General features: G+C 38.4%; 17 protein-coding genes and 1 riboswitch. Of the genes, 8 read left to right on the top strand and 9 right to left on the bottom strand.

Annotated features, from left to right (window positions below):
• The first annotated feature begins 90 nt into the window (after positions 1 to 90).
• The 4 genes from BUC12_RS09760 to BUC12_RS09745 all read left to right on the top strand — a co-directional run bounded on the left by BUC12_RS09760 (position 91) and on the right by BUC12_RS09745 (position 4056).
• Complete coding sequence (locus BUC12_RS09760) at positions 91 to 285, top strand: CDGSH iron-sulfur domain-containing protein (protein ID WP_062180284.1); 195 nt, start codon at positions 91 to 93, stop codon at positions 283 to 285.
• A gap of 198 nt (positions 286 to 483) precedes the next feature.
• Positions 484 to 1734 (top strand): PLP-dependent transferase, encoded by a 1251-nt coding sequence (locus tag BUC12_RS09755; protein ID WP_062180288.1) that lies wholly within the window; start codon positions 484 to 486, stop codon positions 1732 to 1734.
• Positions 1735 to 1820: 86 nt separating this feature from the next.
• The gene (locus BUC12_RS09750; RefSeq protein WP_082141911.1) at positions 1821 to 2804 is read left to right on the top strand and encodes a DUF4349 domain-containing protein; all 984 of its coding nucleotides are present in this window, start codon (positions 1821 to 1823) and stop codon (positions 2802 to 2804) included.
• Between the two features lie 166 nt (positions 2805 to 2970).
• The gene (locus BUC12_RS09745; protein ID WP_062180295.1) at positions 2971 to 4056 is read left to right on the top strand and encodes a linear amide C-N hydrolase; all 1086 of its coding nucleotides are present in this window, start codon (positions 2971 to 2973) and stop codon (positions 4054 to 4056) included.
• Positions 4057 to 4179: 123 nt separating this feature from the next.
• Here BUC12_RS09745 and BUC12_RS09740 read toward each other — a convergent pair whose 3' ends face one another.
• Positions 4180 to 4821, bottom strand: coding sequence for a rhomboid family intramembrane serine protease (locus tag BUC12_RS09740; RefSeq protein ID WP_062180298.1), 642 nt, complete (start codon positions 4819 to 4821; stop codon positions 4180 to 4182).
• A gap of 203 nt (positions 4822 to 5024) precedes the next feature.
• Positions 5025 to 5229: riboswitch (cobalamin riboswitch) on the top strand.
• Between the two features lie 168 nt (positions 5230 to 5397).
• Between BUC12_RS09740 and BUC12_RS09735 the strand changes: the two genes are divergently transcribed.
• The 3 genes from BUC12_RS09735 to BUC12_RS09725 are packed head-to-tail and all read left to right on the top strand — an operon-like array spanning position 5398 to position 6959.
• Positions 5398 to 6180, top strand: coding sequence for a threonine/serine exporter family protein (locus BUC12_RS09735; RefSeq protein ID WP_062180301.1), 783 nt, complete (start codon positions 5398 to 5400; stop codon positions 6178 to 6180).
• Between the two features lie 3 nt (positions 6181 to 6183).
• A complete protein-coding gene (locus tag BUC12_RS09730; protein ID WP_062180304.1) occupies positions 6184 to 6687 on the top strand; it encodes a threonine/serine exporter family protein in 504 nt (167 codons plus the stop codon).
• A gap of 56 nt (positions 6688 to 6743) precedes the next feature.
• Positions 6744 to 6959: a cysteine-rich CWC family protein gene (locus BUC12_RS09725; protein WP_062180307.1), complete on the top strand. Its 216-nt coding sequence runs from the start codon at positions 6744 to 6746 to the stop codon at positions 6957 to 6959.
• Here BUC12_RS09725 and BUC12_RS09720 read toward each other — a convergent pair.
• The 8 genes from BUC12_RS09720 to BUC12_RS09685 form a co-directional block, all read right to left on the bottom strand.
• Positions 6956 to 8029 (bottom strand): AMP-binding protein, encoded by a 1074-nt coding sequence (locus tag BUC12_RS09720; protein ID WP_062180309.1) that lies wholly within the window; start codon positions 8027 to 8029, stop codon positions 6956 to 6958. The two genes, BUC12_RS09725 and BUC12_RS09720, sit on opposite strands and share 4 nt — an antisense overlap.
• Positions 8030 to 8031: 2 nt before the next feature.
• Positions 8032 to 9087: an o-succinylbenzoate synthase gene (locus BUC12_RS09715; protein WP_062180311.1), complete on the bottom strand. Its 1056-nt coding sequence runs from the start codon at positions 9085 to 9087 to the stop codon at positions 8032 to 8034.
• 2 nt (positions 9088 to 9089) lie between these two features.
• A complete protein-coding gene (gene menB, locus BUC12_RS09710; RefSeq protein WP_062180312.1) occupies positions 9090 to 9914 on the bottom strand; it encodes a 1,4-dihydroxy-2-naphthoyl-CoA synthase in 825 nt (274 codons plus the stop codon).
• 14 nt (positions 9915 to 9928) lie between these two features.
• On the bottom strand, positions 9929 to 11602 hold the full coding sequence (gene menD / locus BUC12_RS09705; protein ID WP_062180313.1) for a 2-succinyl-5-enolpyruvyl-6-hydroxy-3-cyclohexene-1-carboxylic-acid synthase: 1674 nt from the start codon (positions 11600 to 11602) through the stop codon (positions 9929 to 9931).
• Between the two features lie 3 nt (positions 11603 to 11605).
• Positions 11606 to 12724 carry an isochorismate synthase gene (locus tag BUC12_RS09700; RefSeq protein ID WP_062180314.1) on the bottom strand — a complete coding sequence of 373 codons (1119 nt, stop codon included), beginning with the start codon at positions 12722 to 12724 and terminating at the stop codon, positions 11606 to 11608.
• Between the two features lie 187 nt (positions 12725 to 12911).
• Positions 12912 to 14969, bottom strand: coding sequence for a M13 family metallopeptidase (locus tag BUC12_RS09695; protein WP_062180315.1), 2058 nt, complete (start codon positions 14967 to 14969; stop codon positions 12912 to 12914).
• 11 nt (positions 14970 to 14980) lie between these two features.
• Positions 14981 to 15940 (bottom strand): acyltransferase family protein, encoded by a 960-nt coding sequence (locus BUC12_RS20460; protein ID WP_062180321.1) that lies wholly within the window; start codon positions 15938 to 15940, stop codon positions 14981 to 14983.
• 13 nt (positions 15941 to 15953) lie between these two features.
• Positions 15954 to 16907: an N-acetylornithine carbamoyltransferase gene (locus BUC12_RS09685; RefSeq protein ID WP_062180323.1), complete on the bottom strand. Its 954-nt coding sequence runs from the start codon at positions 16905 to 16907 to the stop codon at positions 15954 to 15956.
• A gap of 467 nt (positions 16908 to 17374) precedes the next feature.
• Here BUC12_RS09685 and BUC12_RS09680 point away from each other — a divergent pair, with 467 nt between their 5' ends.
• Positions 17375 to 19327 carry an ABC-F family ATP-binding cassette domain-containing protein gene (locus BUC12_RS09680; RefSeq protein WP_062180325.1) on the top strand — a complete coding sequence of 651 codons (1953 nt, stop codon included), beginning with the start codon at positions 17375 to 17377 and terminating at the stop codon, positions 19325 to 19327.
• The last annotated feature ends 83 nt before the right edge of the window (positions 19328 to 19410 follow it).

Here is a 19410-nt window from a genome sequence, read left to right as displayed (position 1 = left end):
AATACCTCCGTTACTTAAAAAAGGAGTGTTTTTGTTAACTTTTACTGTCTTGTGATGTTATAATACTGATCAACTTAAAAACATTACATTATGGAAAGTAACGATTCATTACTTAAAATCAAAGTAATCCCTAACGCACCTTTATTAGTAGAAGGAACTGTAGAATTAACTCTGGCAGACGGTTCTACTGTAGTGAAAACCAATCCGCACTTGTGTCGTTGCGGAGCATCTCACAACAAACCCTTTTGTGATGGTAGTCATGCCAAGATAGGCTTTAAGGATTGACTTTATTGAAAAAAGAACAGGCAGGCAAATAACTCACCAAATACGTAAAGTTGTTTGCCTGTCTTTTTTGCGTCTTTTTATATCGCTTTTTTTGCAGTAAATAGTCAGGTATTTTATTAATTTTGTAATAATTCTGTCAGATATTGGTGTTATCATACAATAAAGAGATTTTACGAATTTTAATTTAGGAATTGTATAATGGAAATAGAAGATTGTCAGAGCGAAGGTTTCGCAACACGTATTATTACTACGCAATTTGGTCGTAAAGATGCACACGGTGCAATCAGTTTACCGGTATATCGTAATGCAGCATTTGAATTTGAGACGGCAGAAGCTATAGCTGACGCTTTTCAGAATAAAGTTACCGCTCATACATATACACGAATATCCAACCCTTCGGTAGAAATGCTTGAGAGAAAGATTAAGTCGGCATCAGGTGCCGAAACTGTGATGTCTGTGGCTTCGGGTATGGCGGCAATTTCGAATACTTTCATGACAATAGCTTATGCCGGATGTAATATCGTGACTTCACCCCATCTTTTTGGCAATACATTTTCTTTGTTCAAATTTACTTTAGCCGAATTCGGAGTTGAAGTTCGTTTTGTCGATACCGATAATCTGGACGAAATAGAATCTGCTTTAGATGAAAATACATGTGCCTTTTTCTGTGAATTGATAACTAATCCGCACATGGAAGTTGCAGATCTTCCTGAAATATCCAAAATATTAAAAGCTAAAAATATTCCGATGATTGTTGATTCTACTATCGTTCCGTGGTGTAGTTTCAATGCCCGGAAAGCAGGTGCTGATATTGAACTTGTTTCTTCTACAAAATATATTTCGGGAGGAGCCACAAGTGTAGGCGGAGCTATACTTGATTACGGAACTTTCGACTGGTCGAAGAATAAAAAGTTAAGTAAACTTTCGTCAGTAGACGGAAATCAGCGTTTTACATTTAAACTAAGACGCGAGATTGCCCGTAACTTTGGTGCTTGTATGGATTCAGAGACAGCATCGTTGCAGTCGTTAGGTATGGAAACTCTGCAAATACGGTTCGAGCATATGGCTGCTTCGGCTTATGAGTTGGCTCAGTTCTTATCTGAAAATGAAAAGGTCGTAAAGGTCGGTTATACAAAATTGAACAGTTCGCCGTACAAAACTGTGTCGGATAAATTATTTGTGGGAAATCCGGGAGCTATGCTAACTTTCTGTTTAGCTACTAAAGAAGATTGTTACCACTTTATGAACAAATTGCAGATTATCCGCCGTGCTACCAATTTGTTCGATAATAAAACATTGATTATACATCCTGAATCCACTATTTACGGGACATTTACTCAGGAAATGAAAGAGGTAATGGGTATTGAGGATAATTTACTTCGTCTGTCTGTAGGGTTGGAAAATGTGGAAGACCTGAAAAAAGATATATTACAAGCTTTAGGCAAATAAGATTGTTTTCAAATAATATTATTTAAATTGTGGAATATTTCTTAAGAGTTACTCTATAAAAGTACAATCAAAGTAAATATTCTATTATGAAAAAACAACACGTAATAATTGCAGCAGTTTTTTTAATGCTGGCTTCTTGTTCACAGAATAGTAAATATGCACAAGAAGATAAATCTGAGAGTATTAGTGATCTTCGGATCGAGGAAGACATTCAATCCGAAGCAGCATCTGCTGCAGTAAGTGGAGAGGCGAATAGTAAAGAATCTCAGAATTCACCTGCTCAGGATTATACTTCTTCTGCGGCTGCTATTGAGGGGAAAGCTTTTGGTAACAGAAGATTTGTCCGTACCTCTGAAATGAAGTTTAAAGTAGACGATGTAATTAGTTCTACTTACCGTGTCGAGGAAATAGCTGTCCAATCCGGAGGTTTTGTTGTAAAATCGGAAATACGGAATACCGCAGAACATTTCAATACGATCAAGATAAGTGCAGATTCTGCTAAGCTGGTTACTTACTATACACTGGAGTCTCTTTTGCAATTCAGAGTACCCAGCTATGCTTTAGATTCGGCACTGAAAGCTATTGCTCCTTTAGTTGGAAAAATGGATTACCGTATTGTGGAGGCTAAAGAAATGTCTTTGTCGTTACTGGCCAATAAACTGTCTCAACAAAGGGAGGCTGGATATAGTAAACGTGTGGAAAATGCCGTGGATAACAGAAAAGCAAAGCTCGATGATGTTGTGGATGCCGAAGGTAATAGGAAAGAATCCCAACGGTCGGCGGATGAAGCATATTTGGCTAACTTATCATTGGAAGATCGCATCGAATTCAGTACCGTATCTATACGGATGTATCAGAAAGAAGTTTCTAAAACTGAATATGTAGCTATTGCTAAAGAAGATGTACAGTATGAGCCTCCGTTTACAGAAAAACTGATAGATGCGTTTGGTTTTGGTTGGAGTATGTTATGTGGATTGATTTTATTCTTAGCTAATCTATGGGTGTTTATTTTATTTATTATAATTGGGTTTGTGGGATACCGTCAGTATAAGAAAAGGAAAACCAATTAATATTTTTTTGATTATAAGTAGATTATTGGATTCGAAAGAAATCTATTCTGTCTTATTTGAATAAAATAGTGGGTATCATGGGGATAATTAACTGATTGCTGAACTTATTTTTCTTGCTATTTGTTAATTGTGCATGTATTGTTAGTTAATCATAAAAAGAATAAACATGAAACCAAAACTACCTGCTATGATGTTGCTGGCTATTGCCGCTTCATTTATTAATCCATTACCTTCCAAATCATGTACGGGTATTACTTTGAAAAGTAAAGATCAAACTACCATTGTAGCACGTACCATAGAATGGGGAGGAAGTAATCTGAATAGCCAGTATGTTGTTATACCCAGAGGGCATACTCAACAATCGTACATTCCCGGAGGAATTGGTGGTATGTCTTTTACTGCCCGTTATGGGTATGTGGGACTGGCTGTCGAACAAAAAGATTTTGTAGCTGAAGGATTAAATGAAGTGGGGCTTTCGGCCGGATTGTTTTATTTCCCCAATTATGGAAAATATGAAGACTATGATGTTGCAAAAAAAGAAAAGAGTATAGCCGATTTACAACTTGTTTCTTGGTTGTTAGGTGAATGCAAAACAGTAGGCGAAGTAAAAGAAGCTGTTAAAAAAGTATCTGTTATAAGTATAGATCCACGTGCTTCGACTATCCATTGGCGATTCACTGATACGTCGGGGCAGCAACTCGTACTCGAGATCATAGATGGTGTTCCTGTGTTTTATGAAAATAAACTGGGGGTGCTTGCAAATTCTCCGGGTTTTGAGTGGCATATGACCAATCTTAATAATTATGTGAATCTTTTTACCGGTACGGCTTCAGCTAAATATATAGGAAACACCGAATTAAAGTCTTTCGGCGCAGGAAGTGGCTTTTTAGGTATGCCGGGAGATATAACTTCTCCCTCCCGTTTTGTCCGTGCAGCTTTTTACCAGACATCAGCACCTCAACAAGATACAGCTCTGAGTACTGTACTTCAATGTTTTCAAATATTAAATAGTTTTGATATACCGGTAGGGATAGAGTTTCCGATAGGGCAAGTGCCCTCAGATATACCAAGTGCCACACAATGGACTTCGGCTACTGATATGGAACATCGTATCATTTATTTCCGCACCATGTACAACAGCACTATCAGGAGTATCGATCTGAATACTATTGATTTTTCGAATGTTACATACAGAGCAATACCAATGGATATTGCAATACAGCAACCTATAGATATAATAAATATAAATTAAGCAGTGGTTAATTGGAATCTCTCTTTTTATATGATCGTTGGTATATTCGCTTAAAAGAAAATCTGAACATATATTTATAAATAAAAAAGGTAGACTTGTAAAAGTCTACCTTTTCATTTTATTTTACTTCTCTTTATAAGCCAGATACCCCAACCAGATAAGCGGTAATACTATCAAGCCGATGTAAATTGTGTTATATTGCAAGGTTGCCGGATATAAGATAATTGCTATAATCAACCCGATCGCTGCTCCGCCCAAGTGAGCGGCATGACCGATATTACCTAATGAACTTCTCATTCCGTAAACCGAATATGCCAGATATCCAATACCGAATAACCAGCCCGGAATGGGAATCGGGATTGGCATAATCATCATGGTCATTTGAGGATATATGGCTATTGCTGCAAATATAATACCCGAAACACCACCCGAAGCTCCAACAGCGGTATAAGTAGAATCGCGACGAAACATCCATAAAGTAAGCAAATTACCACCTAATACAGCCGCAAAATAAATAATGAGATATGTAACATTATTAAACTGATGGATTATTATATCGGAAAAGAAATATAGCGCCAGCATATTGAAAAACAGGTGCATGAAATCGCCATGCAGAAATGCCGATGTAAGAAGCCTGTCTACTTGTTTCATTTCCTGAATACCATATGTGCTGAATAGATATCTGGAAAAGAAACGTCTATCATTAAATCCGATAATACTAACAATACATGTTATTGCTATGAGAGCCAGTGCGATAAAACTCATTTAGATAATGGGTATAATTTATACATTTTATTATTCAGCCAAACCTTTGTAATAAATAGATTACATTCAATACCAGATGTAGCTTATAAGCGTACAAAAGTATCAAAATATTTCATATCGGACTATTCTGTTCAGATAACATTTGAGGGCATTGTTAATAAAAAGTTTTCCGGATCGAACAACTTTTCAGATTTTTTGTTAGATATTTGTACCAAGTTATTGGTGTCATTTTTCCGATTCCTCGGAACTATGATGAAAAGGGAATCAGGTGTAAATCCTGAACAGACCCGCTGCTGTAAACTCCGTTATTTGAGTTTCGGGCAATACCCAATGCCACTTTTTGTATAAAAGGGAAGGCCGCCTGAAATGGGAGTAAGTCAGAAAACCTGCCAATGATAATGTATGATTCTGTTTTTCGAGGAATAAAAACAGATCGCTGGAAATTAATTTCTATTGTGCTTAATCGGTTCGAAGTATCAGCTTGTATTATAAGTTGTGCTCGTTGGCTACATTCGGAAGAATAAGGTCTTGTTTGAAGCATTGTGGAAATTGTCTCGTTCTAAATATTTATAATAAATGAAAATTGATATGGAAATATCAGCCAGGCGTTTGGCTTATTCTGTATTGGAAGTTGCTACATTACTTCTCGAATCGGGGGCTCATTGTGAACGGATTAGTCGCAATGTCACCCGGATAGCGGATACTTATGGTTTTAAAGTTGAAATGCTGTTGACGTTTACAGCTATATCGGTCACTGTAATCGATGTGGATGATGAGGCAAATACTGTAACTATTAATCGAAGGGTAAAACATCATGGCGCCCATTTTGGAATATTGACTGATACGAGTGTCCTTACATGGGAGTTTCTGGAGCAGAAAAAGGATTTATCGGGGCTGGAAAATCAACTTCATGAATTGCGCGTATTGGCAAAATATCCTGTATGGAGAGTCCGTTTCTTTATAGGTATTGCTTGTGGTTGCCTTTGTTTGCTCGCCGGTGGTGATTGGATAAATGGCTTATTTGCATTTGTAGCTTCATTTATAGGGCTGGCTGTCCGGCAGGAAATGGTGAGCCGCCGTTTTAACTTAATGATTGCCATTGTATTTTCTTCATTTATAACTACAACGATCTCAGGTATTGATACTGTATTAAACTGGGGACAATTCCCGGAAATAGGAGTGGCTACCGCTGTTTTATTTTTGATTCCCGGGGTACCGTTAATAAACTGTATTATCGATCTGATCGAAGGATATATACCGGTTGCGATTGCCAGAGGTGCTTTCGGTGGATTTATTCTTTTATGTATTGCAGTTGGAATGTTCTTAAGTATGAATTTGATAGGAATAAGTAATTTTTGATGTATGTTGATAGATATTCTGAAAGATATAGCATTAAGCTTTTTTGTGGCATTTGGCTTTGCTCTGTTATTCGAAACTCCTAAAAGGGCTTTGTGGGTAGCAGGTGTTCTCGGAGGATTAGGGCATTGTATTCGCTATGTGATGCTACAATACGATTTTGGTCTGATAGCTTCTACTTTATCGGGGGCACTTTTTATTGGCTTAGCCGGTATATATTGTGCGCACCGGATTCACACCCCTCCTGTAGTTTATACTTTACCTGCTTGTATTACAATGATTCCCGGTTTGTATGCTTATAGGACTATGCTTGGCTGTATCCGGATTTATGAAGAAGGAACCGGGTATACTTACCCTGTTTTACTGCAAGATACGGTATATAATTTTATTCTGACATCGTCTCTATTATTTTGCCTGGCTATAGGCATCTGTGTAGTAGCGCTTTTTTTTCGTAAGAAAAGTGTCAAGGGCATAAAGCAAATAAGAGATTTAGGAGTAAAACTGTTTTGATGAAGACTTTTTGTTTTGAGAGACTAATATATATTTATTAATTAAAATTGGAAATTATGAAAAAAATATGTCCACGCTGTTCTAACAGCTTTGTGTGTCGCGAAGACCGTACAGATTTGTGCAGTTGCACCCGTGTTTATCTGATTTCAGGTGTACGTGATTATGTGAAGGAGAATTATGAAAGCTGCCTGTGCCCTTCGTGTCTGAAAGAGACAAGTGCCAGTTTCCACTCATTTGGGGTTAATCCTAAATATCTGACAAATAACCGTTAATAGGCTTTTAGGATTAGTTCTTTGAGTTTAGCCCTGCTGATCTTTCCGTTTTCGGTTAAAGGTATGGTATCAACACTAATAATCTTTTTAGGAGTAGAATATGGGGGAAGTGTATTAGCTATCACAGATTCATCGATATCAAAGCTTCCCTCTATTACTAATACAACTATTTCGCCAAACTTGGGGTCGGGTAGGGATGAGATTGCAAAACTTACAGGAATTATCTGTTTGAGTTGTTTCTCCACTTCTTCAATCTGTATTTTGATACCCCCGCTGTTGATAATGTTATCTTTGCGTCCGATAATACGGAAGCTGCCATCATCGAGAAGTTCGGCTATATCATTGGTATGTAGCTTTTCGGGATTAACCAGAGGAGCATCTATGATAAGGGTATTATCGTCAGACAAGGATAATGATACAGACTCGAAAGGGAAGTATCTGTCAGAAGCATTTGCTCCGTTAAGTTTGCGTAGAGCGATATGAGACAGAGTCTCTGTCATACCATAAGTTGAGTAAACATTGTTAGGAAAACTATGTATTGCTGTGGCAATATTCGGATCAATAGCGCCTCCTCCTATAATCAGGTGCTTGATATTTGAAAGCCGCTCTTTTTCGATTTCGTCCTGCAGGCTATTGTAGATTTGGAGAGGAACCATAGCTGCAAAATCATATGGGATGTCTGTTTGTTTTAGCGGATTACCCGATGGAGGTATTATATGTAGGTTCAATCCGGCAATTAAAGAACGGACAACCACCATTTTGGCGCCGATATATTTTAAGTCCATACATAACAAAGCCGTGTCGCCTTTTTCTAAGCCGAGAAAAGAGCAAGTTAAACGGGCACTTTGCATCATTCGATCTTTTTCGATAAGTATTTCCTTGGGAATACCTGTTGAGCCGGATGTTTGTACAGATAGTGTCGGGCTGTCGGAAAACCATTCATGCAGAAATGTGTATAAGCTGCGACGGAATAGTTTATCTCCACTATCCGGTATTTTTCCGAAGTCTTTACCTGAATAGGTTTTGCCTTCGATGGCTATGGTTTGTTTATTCCTGTCAAATTCGTACATACTTATAATAGGTTTTCTTTTGTAAAGAATTTTCCATTCGGGTTATACCATAAGCAATCGCCTCTTATCTCCAACGGCATTTCTATATTATTGGTATATAATGCACCTGTGCCTAATCCCTGAGGTAGTGGATTGTTTAATGTGGAACACCATTGGGCAATAGCATTCAAACCAATATTGGACTCTAATGCAGAGGTTACCCACCAGTCGATATCCTTCGAGTCAGCCAGGTTTATCCACTCCATAGATCCGCTTATACCTCCATGTAAGGTTGGCTTCAATATAATATATTGGGGTCTTATTTCTTCTAACAGCTGTTTTTTCAGTTCAGGCGTATTTATGCCGATTAATTCTTCGTCGAGGGCAATTGGTAAAGGTGTATTTTGAGTCAGTGTTCTCATATGTTTCCATTGTCCGGTTTTGATCGGTTGCTCTATCGAATGAAGATCTAACTCTGCCAGACGTTTTAGTTTATACAGCGCATCTTCGGGTGTGAAACCTCCATTTGCATCTACACGTAAAGTAATGTCTTCTGCTGAGAAATGTTTACGGATATGTTTCAATAATTTCAATTCATCCTCAAAGTTGATAGCTCCTATCTTTAGCTTAATGCAACGGAAACCTTGTTGCATTTTAACTTCTATCTGTTCAAGCATATAGTCGAATTCGCCCATCCAGATTAGGCCATTGATAGGTATACCTGTTTCTCCTTTGGCGAAAGTCGTATTCCAAAGCTGAAAACTGTTCTGCTGATAATGTAGCATAGCCGTTTCCAATCCGAAAAGGATAGATGGATAAGGTCGGAGTGCTTCTATATCCAGTTGCCCTTCTTGCGACAATTTTTGACAAAAGCTGCTAAGTGTTTGTTCATAATTGTCATTATAATCACAACTTAGATCAAATAGAGGAGCACATTCCCCGATGCCCCAGAGATCAGGATTATCGGGCGATGATACAATAACATACCATATTTTATGATCTACATAAACGCCCCGCGAAGTACCGGCAGGGCGTTTAAATTGTAAGGTATAGGGTACTATCTGTACTTTTAGTTTCACGATCAGGGAAATTTAGGATATTTCTTGAAATCGGGCTTCCGTTTTTCTAAGAATGCGTGTTTACCTTCCTGCGCTTCGTCAGTCAGATAATATAGTAAAGTGGCATTACCGGCCAGTTCCTGTATTCCGGCTTGTCCGTCTAATTCTGCGTTCAAGCCCATTTTGATCATACGTAAGGCCATGGGGCTGTGTTGCATCATCTCGTGTGCCCATTTAACAGTCTCGTCTTCTAGCTGGTCAAAAGGAACAACTGTATTGACAAGACCCATATCTAATGCTTCCTGAGCTGAGTATTGGCGGCAAAGGAACCATATTTCGCGGGCTTTCTTTTGTCCTACAATACGTGCCAGATAAGAAGATCCGAATCCGGCATCGAAGCTGCCGACACGAGGTCCTGTTTGACCGAATATAGCATTGTCGGATGCAATTGAGATATCGCATACTACCTGTAACACATGTCCGCCTCCGATAGCATATCCATTAACCATCGCAATTACAGGCTTAGGCATCGAGCGGATCAGCTTTTGTACTTCCAGTACTTGTAAACGGGGTACACCGTCTTTACCGATATATCCTCCTTTTCCTTTTACATTCTGATCGCCTCCTGAGCAGAATGCTTTATCTCCGGCACCTGTCAGCACAATTACATAGATATCCTGATCTTCGTGGCAGATTCGTAAAGCATCGGCTATCTCCATCGTTGTGGTGGGAGTAAAAGCATTGCGGTAACGTGGACGGTTTATTGTAATACGTCCTATTCCTTCGAAGTAATCAAAGAGGATTTCTTCGTATTCTTTAATGGTTTCCCATTTTCTTTCTGTAGCCATATTCTTCGTTTTAATTAATTTATTCTCTGTTTCTGGTTGTGAAAGTATTCCTGAAATGTCTTTTTACAGGTTTCCATGTCAACAATTACTTCAAGGATAATAGACTGCTTCGATGATTCAGCCATAAAAGAAGAGAATTGTGACTTTAATTCTTCTTTACCTTTTGCAGACAGGTATCCGATCCCTGCTGCTACAGCCCAATCTTTGGCATTTGTGGAGTGCTCAGCCGCGACATATTCATTTAATGACGCTGACTTGTTTAGGCCTGGTAATAAATGAAAAATTCCACCTCCTCCATTATTTACTAATAAGATACGGAGATTGTGTATATGCTTTATATTCCAAAGGGCATTCAGTCCGTAGAAAAAGCTGAGGTCGCCAATTATCAGGTATACAGGATCGGGGTGTACAGATGCAAAGCCTATAACGGAGGGTAGGGTACTTTCTATTCCGTTTACACCTCTGTTTGAATATATCCTGATGGATTTGTCTATTTGAAATAGTTGTGCATTGCGAACAGCCGAACTGTTAGCTAAGTGCAAAACAGAATTAGGAGGCAATGTTTTTAGGAATTGTTTGGTGGCCCATATGTCTGTGTAAGGAATATCGTCAGATGGTTCTTCGATTCGATTTGTTGAATCTTTCCATAGATGATAGAAGTTAGAGCTTTCGGTTTCATAGCTGCTTTGAGCTAATTCTGAAAGGAAAGTAATAGAGTCTGCTTCAATCAAATCAGTTAATGACTGGAACAGATCGGTTATTTCTCCTGATTCGGTTAATAGCCAATGTTCTTTGGGTTTGAATTGCCTGAAAAAGTGTTTCAACCTTTTTGATATTATATGTCCGCCTAAAGTAATGAGAAGATCAGGACGATACGTCTCTTTAGCTTCTTCCGGTAGGCTGTATAGCAGGGTGTCAAAGTTTGAAATGAAATCGGACGATGTACAATTGGATATATGTTCAGTTAGTATAACACAACCATATTTATCTGTTAATGTTTCTAAGGTTTTGAGTAACTCTTGAGAGTAAAACATTTGTCCGATAAGGATAATCCGCTTAGGTAATGCATTCCATTTTTCAATGAAAGGCTTGATTTTTACTGTTTTTAGGGGTCTTGATGGATGTATCTTACGGACTTCAGGCAAGTTCTTCTCGCTATAGTCAAAAAGAGGTTCGCCCAATGGTATATTTATTTGAACAGGACCGGGTGCGTTTGATGTACAAGTAATAAGAGCCTCGTTTATCAAGCGATTACAGTACCATTCGTCTGTCTCGTTCTTAATTTCGGGAAGATTGACGGCTTTCTTAACTAAGGATCCGAAGACTCCGGGTTGAGGTAAAGTTTGCCCGTCCATTTGCCCGATCCATTCCGGCGAACGGTCGGCCGAAATAACGATCAATGGCAGTTGCTGATAGTATGCTTCACTAACAGCTGGTGCATAATTGAGTAATGCCGAACCTGATGTGCAACAAATTGCTACCGGTTCCAGAGTGGCTTGTATGATTCCAAGGGCATAAAATGCAGCGTTACGCTCATCGACTATTATATGACAATTGAAATACGGTTCTTGTGTAAATGTTTGCATCAATGGAGCATTGCGGGAGCCGGGCGAAAGCACAATTTGCTTTATACCATATGCTTTAAGCAATGCTACTGTCTGCAATATATTCTTTTTAGTCGAAAACATATATTATAAGTTTTCTATGATTGATAAAATAGTTTGTAGTTTGTTCTCGGTTTCTTTCCATTCCGAAAAGAGGTCGGATGATGGAAGAATACCCCCTCCTGCATATAACCTGAGAGTATTACCTGTGACTTGCATACAACGGAGATTGACATACAAATCGGTTTGGTCACCGGGATCTAATAAACCGAGAAATCCCGAATAGTAACTACGGGGATACCCTTCGTTGTCGAGGATAAAGCGGAATGCTTCATCTTTAGGGAATCCGTTTACAGCCGGGCTCGGATGCAATAATTGTAATATATCACCGAGATTTTCGGGTTTATCTAATTCAAACGAAAACTCACTTCTGAGGTGTAGTAAGTCTCCGGCTTGTATAGTTTCCGCTTCTTTATTGGTAGCCTGTATTCCTGCCTTCTGTAGCTGTTGTTGCATGTAGTCTGCAACAATCTGTTGTTCGAGCTTATTCTTGTTATCCCAAATAACAGGTTCATCAGCCGATTTTACCTTCTGTGTTCCGGCTAAAGCATCGGTTTGCCATTTACCGTCTTTCCCTGATATTAGTTTCTCAGGTGAACAACCTAACCATGTGCCCGAAACAGGGGTATGACATAGATATACAAAGTTATTAGGATACTTTACACATGCTTTGTGGAAGGATGCCCCTGGTGAGAAATGCTCTCCTCTCTCTATATCGAATGTTCGCGAAAGTACGAGTTTTGAAGATGTTCCTGATTCTAGCTCTTCCTGAAAAGCTTCGTATACTTTTTGATATCTGTTGAAAGAGTTACTATCATGTTGTACTATTGGAGACAGGCCGGCTACTTTAGGTCTTGACTGTAGATTCAATGAACTGATATAATCGAAAATTGCATCTTTACTATTTAGCACCACATCAGGTGAAATAAGCAGGATAGGGCAGCTTCCCGAAATGTTATACGGAGCTATTACAAACCCTTTCTTTGAATTGAGCTGATCGAGCTGATTAAAAGAGTAACTGTCTTCCGACTTTTGCAATATCAGATTAATATTATCTGCGTAAGGTAATCTGAATAGAGCAAAATGTATGTTATTATCAATTAGAGAATCAAAAATATGATACTCTGAATGTTTATTAAATTCCATTATTATTGCTTGAATCTTACTTTTTGATGTTTTGTATATACGCCAAAAATCACGCTAATTTAGTGTTTATTCCTCTGAAAACATCTCTTTTTAACTAAAAAATAGATTGCCGATATTACCTTGATATAAAGAAAGAACAGACTGAAATATTTCAGCCTGTTCTCTTATTTATAATCGGATCGCTTAATTACCAGATAGAAACCCGTTTTTCTTTAGGAATAAACAATGAGTCTGCTTCTGTGATGTTGAAGGCTTGATACCAAGGTTCAACATGAGGCAAAGCTCCGTCTACACGCCATTTGCCTAAAGCATGCGGATCTATTTTGGTAAGACGTGTAATCTCTGCATCTCTGATATTTCCGGCCCATAGGTTAGCATAAGAAAGGAAGAAACGTTGTTGAGGTGTGAACCCATCTATCTTTTCTGTTGATTGACCATCTTTAGTTTTCATAAATGCATAGTAAGACACTTGTAATCCTCCCTGGTCTGCTATGTTTTCACCAAGAGTGAATTTACCGTTAGCATGGAGGTCGCCCAATACTTTGATATTGTCAAAGAAATCAGATAATACTTTAGTTCTTTCTTCGAATTTCTTAGCATCGTCAGCAGTCCACCAATCGGTCATATTTCCGTTTTTATCGTATTTACGGCCTTGATCGTCAAATCCGTGAGTCATTTCGTGTCCGATAACTACACCGATAGCTCCATAGTTGATAGCATCATCACCATTCATGTAGAAGAAAGGAGGTTGAAGAATACCGGCAGGGAAACAAATCTCGTTAGTAGTAGGATTGTAATAAGCATTCACTGTCTGAGGAGACATCAACCATTCGGCACGGTCAACAGGTTTGCCAAGTTTTCCTAACATAAAATTGAACTCGTATTCTGAAGCGCGGACAATGTTTGCCCAATAGCTGTCTTCTTTAATTTCTAGAGAAGAGATATCTCTCCACTTGTCAGGATAACCGATCTTAACGATAAATGTACCTAATTTTTCCTGAGCTTTAGCCTTTGTTTCTTTGCTCATCCATTCAAGGTTGTTGATACGTTCGCTTAACGATTCCTGCAGACCTTTTACAAGGTTAAGCATACGCTCCTTAGCTTTAGGAGGGAAGTATTTTTCTACATACATTTGTCCGACTTCTTCACCCAACGCATCATTGATGGTATTCACTGTGCGTTTCCAGCGAGGCTGAATTACTTTGCTTCCGCTAAGTTGTTTGCCATAGAATTCGAAGTTTGCATTTACAAATTTGTCATCAAGATATTTGGCTGAGGCATTTATCAGGTTCCATGACAGATATGCTTTCGAATCTTCAACAGGTGTACTCTGTATCAGTTTTACAGCGGCAGCTATAGGTTCGATCTGAGAAACGTTCAACTCTTTCATATCCTTTGCTCCTATAGAGGTAAAGAATAAGTCCCAATTGAATTTCGCAACCGAATCGTTCAGGCTGCTAACCTGCATTTTGTGGTAGTTTAGTTCGGGGATACGGGTTTTTTCTTTTTCGAAATGAGCTTTAGCCAATGCTGTTTCAATCTTCATTACCGATTCGGAAGCGGCCTTTGCAGCATCCGCAGTGTATCCGGCGTATTCGAACTGAGTCTGGATAAGTTTGATGTACCCTTCACGCAAAGCTTTAGATGTAGCATCTGTAGCGATGTAGTATTCGCGTTCGCCAAGTCCAAGTCCGCTTTGATAGATGTGGGCGATATTCATCGAGCTGTTCATATCATCGGCTCCTACATAGAATCCGAAGAATGGAGCTGACGTATAGTGTCTGAGTTTACCGGTCAAAGTTATAATATCATCTACTGTTTTAGCAGCTGCAATAGTAGCCAATTGGTCTTTGATAGGAGAAGCTCCGTCTTTGTTAAGCTTTACGCTGTCCATACCGGCCTTGTACAGGTCTCCGATCTTTTGAGGAGTAGTACCGTTTTTGTGCTCGGTTTTACCTAATTCTTCAATAAGGTCTTTGATCTGTTTCTGGTTATTTTCGCGTAGCTGGTCAAATGATCCGTAACGAGAATATTCGTCAGGTATAGGATTGGCATCTGCCCATCCGCCGGTTGCATAACGGAAAAAACTGGAACCCGGATTAGCTGTAGTATCCAGATTGTTTAAATCGAGACCTTTTTCCACAACAATTTCCTCCTGTGCTTTTGCTTTTTGCTTGCAGCCTACTATCGTCACTGACGTTGCTGTAAGTAATGCTAATGGTAAATAATAGTGTAACTTTTTCATATTTTGTTTTGCTAAAAAAAGATTTTTATATTTTTATTGATTTTCATAAGAATACAAGACAGGCATAATGTGAATAATAATATAATCGGTATCTGGAAAATATTATCAACGTGTCCCGGAAAGAGCCTGACCAAGGTAAGTATTACGCCATGGCTATAAAATATAGTCGGGGCTAAATCTTTAATAAAGTCATTGTACTGCATCGTGTAATGACTTCTTTTGATAAAGAATAATATAACGCAAGGCGATAGTATAATTAAAGAAATGTATATATCTACCGAATATCCTTTCAGAAAAGAAAAGTACGCTTCTAACAAAAGTAGAAAGAAAGCACAGAGTGAAATTATTAGTAAATACTTTGATTTGAATTTCAGTAAAATACTCTCTTTCTTTCTAATTAATATTCCGAGATAGATAAAAGGAACCCCAATAAATAAAGCATTTCTTGATGCGAATTTGCCGATATCAAGTATGTATTTATTCTGTATCCAATATCCGGCACAGAACAAGAATAATGATAAAAAGATTATGGATTTTGTTTTTTCGGATGGAATGAGTTTTTCCAATACAAATATTATAATAAGAGCTTCAATCAAGGCCAAGATATACCACAAATGTTCGAATCCGATGATAATGCTTTTGATGATAGGTACTATTGATGCTGAAGATGTTTCAAAAGAGCCCAAAGAGGCATATAATGATAAATAGATAAGTATCCAGATAATATATATTTTGAGTAAAAAGGTGCAATGTTCTTTTAATAATATGCTGTTAATTAGTTTCTTGCCTAAGAAATAACCATTGAGTATAAAAAAACAAGGAACAGCAATACGCGCAATACCTTCAGTTACTTCCCAACTGATAATATTGAGTATATAAACATCGCTTTTAACCAGTGGCTTAAGGTGTATTAATACCACTAATATACTTAGAACTACCTTTAAATAATCTAATGAAATATTTCTTTTCATGAGAGAATTTACCTTATAAGTTTTCCAGTATTCGTTTGATAACCGTTTGTGCCGAGATTTCGCGATTAGCAGCTTCGGGAATTACAATTGACTGGGGGCTCTCGATAACTTCGTCTGTTACAATCATATTGCGTCGTACAGGCAGGCAATGCATAAAGTAAGCATTATTTGTAAGAGCCATCTTTTCGGTCGAAATAGTCCATGCCCTGTCTTTGCTTAGTATTTTCCCATAGTTCGGATCAGTATATGCAGCCCAGTTTTTAGCATATACAAAATCTGCCCCAGCTAAAGCTTTGTCCTGATCGTATTCGATTTTTGCCCCTCTGACAAATTGGGAGCCCAATTCGTAACCTTCGGGATGTGTTATAACAAAATCAACATCGGCTTCGTTCATAAAGTCAGCAAAAGAATTAGGAACAGCCTGTGGTAATGCCTTTGGATGCGGAGCCCATGTTAACACCACTTTAGGACGTTCGGTCTTTTTGTATTCCTCAATAGTGATAAGGTCGGCAAAAGCCTGTAAAGGATGTCCTGTAGCAGCTTCCATACTGAATACGGGTTTTCCTGAATATTTGATAAACTGGTTGAGTATCTTTTCTTCGTAGTCGTCTTGCTTGTTTTCGAATTGAGCAAAAGCCCGTACTCCGATAATATCACAATAACAACCCATTACCGGAATGGCTTCGAGAAGATGCTCCGTCTTATCGCCATCCATAATTACACCACGTTCTGTCTCCAGTTTCCACGCACCCTGATTAATATCGAGTACTATGGTGTTCATGCCTAAGTTCATTCCTGCTTTTTGAGTACTGAGGCGTGTGCGTAGACTAGAGTTGAAGAAGACCATCAATAAAGTCTTGTTTTCTCCCAGATGCTTGTAAGCGTATCTGTTTTTCTTGATCTCAAGGGCTTCTTTTACAGCAGCTTTCAGGTCTCCCAGATCTTTAACGTTGGTGTAAGTTTTCATCTTAATATACTTTCTTAAATTTAAGGTCTTAGACCTTTTTGTTGTTATAATAAGCAAATTGCACTATTTGCATCAATTCAAAGAATACTATATATGCTTATTAATAAATTTATAATAAATGAAACAAATATTCAAAGATAGAAAGAAATTAAAATAGTATATCAGAAAATACAGGCTTTTATTAACTTAATATCACATTGTTCGTTTTTTGATATCCTTTGTGCGGTAACAGAAAGGTGACAAAAAAGTGACACCTGTGTTTACTTTGTCACTTTTTTAACTGCTTCTAAATTAGACTGTAAAATGTCAGAAAGTGACAAAGGTGTACAAAAAACATCATTTTTATCATATTTTATTTTTGAATCTCTCACTACTATTTATTTAATAGATAAAACCAGCAGTATCTCATTCATATAACAGGAGCAAAAAATAAAATCGTACTTTTGTATGATTAAAATATAACAGAAGTGATTTCAGTAGAAGGATTAACAGTAGAATTTAGCGGGCGTCCGCTATTTGATAATATATCATTTGTGGTCAATAAAAAAGATCGCATAGCCCTTGTTGGGAAAAATGGGGCAGGTAAATCTACTATGCTCAAAATATTCGCAGGAATACAGGAACCGACTAAGGGAAATATCTCATACCCTAAAGATTTGACAATAGGTTATTTGCCGCAGCATATGACCCTGACTGAAGGAAATACTGTGTTGGAGGAAGCCTCTTTGGCTTTTGACCATGTGCAGCAGCTCGAGTCGGAACTCGAATCTGTGAACCAACAGCTGACTGAACGTACTGATTACGAATCCAAAGAATATCACGATCTGATCGATCGGTCGGCATATCTGAATGAGCAATTCCTGATGTCGGGCGGAGGTAATTTTCTGGCCGAGGTAGAGCGTACTCTAATTGGGTTGGGTTTTAAGCGTATTGATTTCGACCGTCCTACCAGTGAGTTTAGCGGAGGGTGGCGTATGCGTATAGAGCTGGCGAAACTCTTATTGCGCCGTCCGGATGTATTATTGCTCGATGAGCCCACTAACCATTTGGACATAGAATCGATTCAATGGCTCGAAAACTTTTTGGCGACTCGTGCCAATGCTGTTATTCTGGTATCGCACGACCGCGCATTTCTTGATGCTGTAACTATTCGTACTATAGAAATAGTATTGGGTAAAACATATGACTATAAGGTAAGCTATTCGAAATATGTAGAGTTGCGAAAAGAACGGCGCGAACAGCAAATAAGAGCTTATGAGAATCAGCAAAAACAGATTCAGGATACAGAAGATTTTATAGAACGTTTTCGTTACAAGGCAACCAAAGCTGTACAAGTACAATCTAGAATAAAGCAGCTGGAAAAAATAGAACGGTTGGAGATTGATGAGGAGGATAATTCTTCGTTGCGTTTAAAATTTCCACCTGCTCCACGTTCGGGTTCATATCCGGTTATAGCAGAAAATGTCGAAAAATCATACGGAGCCCATCTTATCTTCAAAGATGTAACATTGACTATCAATAGGGGGGATAAAGTAGCCTTTGTGGGTAAAAACGGAGAGGGTAAGTCTACGTTGGTCAAATGTATTATGGGAGAGACCGATTTCAAAGGAAAACTGGAGTTGGGGCACAATGTGAAGATCGGGTATTTTGCTCAGAATCAGGCTTCGTTGTTAGACGAGAGTAAGACTGTTTTCGAAACTATCGATTATGTTGCAACTGGCGATATCCGTACCAAAATACGGGATATTCTGGGAGCCTTTATGTTTGGCGGCGAGGCTTCCGATAAAAAGGTGAAGGTGCTGTCGGGAGGAGAACGCAGCCGTTTGGCTATGATTCGCTTGTTGCTCGAACCTGTGAATTTATTGATACTCGATGAGCCGACTAATCACCTCGATATGAGATCGAAAGATGTATTGAAGGAGGCGATCAAGGAGTTTGACGGAACGGTGATTGTAGTATCACACGACCGTGAATTTCTGGATGGTTTGGTTGATAAGGTTTATGAGTTTGGCAATCAGCAGGTAAAAGAGCACTTGTGTGGAATTTATGAATTCTTGCAAAAGAAAAAAATGGATACTTTACAGGAATTGGAGATGCCTGTGGCGAACAAGGTAGAGGATGCTCCAAAAACAGAGACGAAAGCTGTTCAATCCGAAAATAAATTGTCATACGAAGAACGAAAGGAGCTAGGCCGGCTTATAAAACGTCAGGAAAAATCAATATCGGAAACAGAATCTAAAATAGAAAAACTGGAAGAAGAGAAAGCTTCTCTCGAAGAAATTTTAGCTACTCCCGATGGAGCCGCAGACACATCTTTGTTCGAAAAGCATGGAAAACTAACAAAAGATATTGAGAACGAGATGAGTACATGGGAACTCCTGACTATGGAACTCGAAGAACTGAAGGATAAAATAAGTTGAAACTGTTTTATTTCATACTATATTAAATAGAGAGGTAAGTTTTGTCTTTAGATCAAAGTTTACCTTTTATATTATAAGGTATT

Source organism: Indolivaga macrotermitis (genome assembly GCF_900128985.1).
GTDB classification, from domain to species: Bacteria; Bacteroidota; Bacteroidia; order Bacteroidales; family Dysgonomonadaceae; genus Dysgonomonas_A; species Dysgonomonas_A macrotermitis.
Note: the sequence above shows the minus strand (reverse complement) of the source record. Positions and strands in the feature narration are given on the sequence as shown.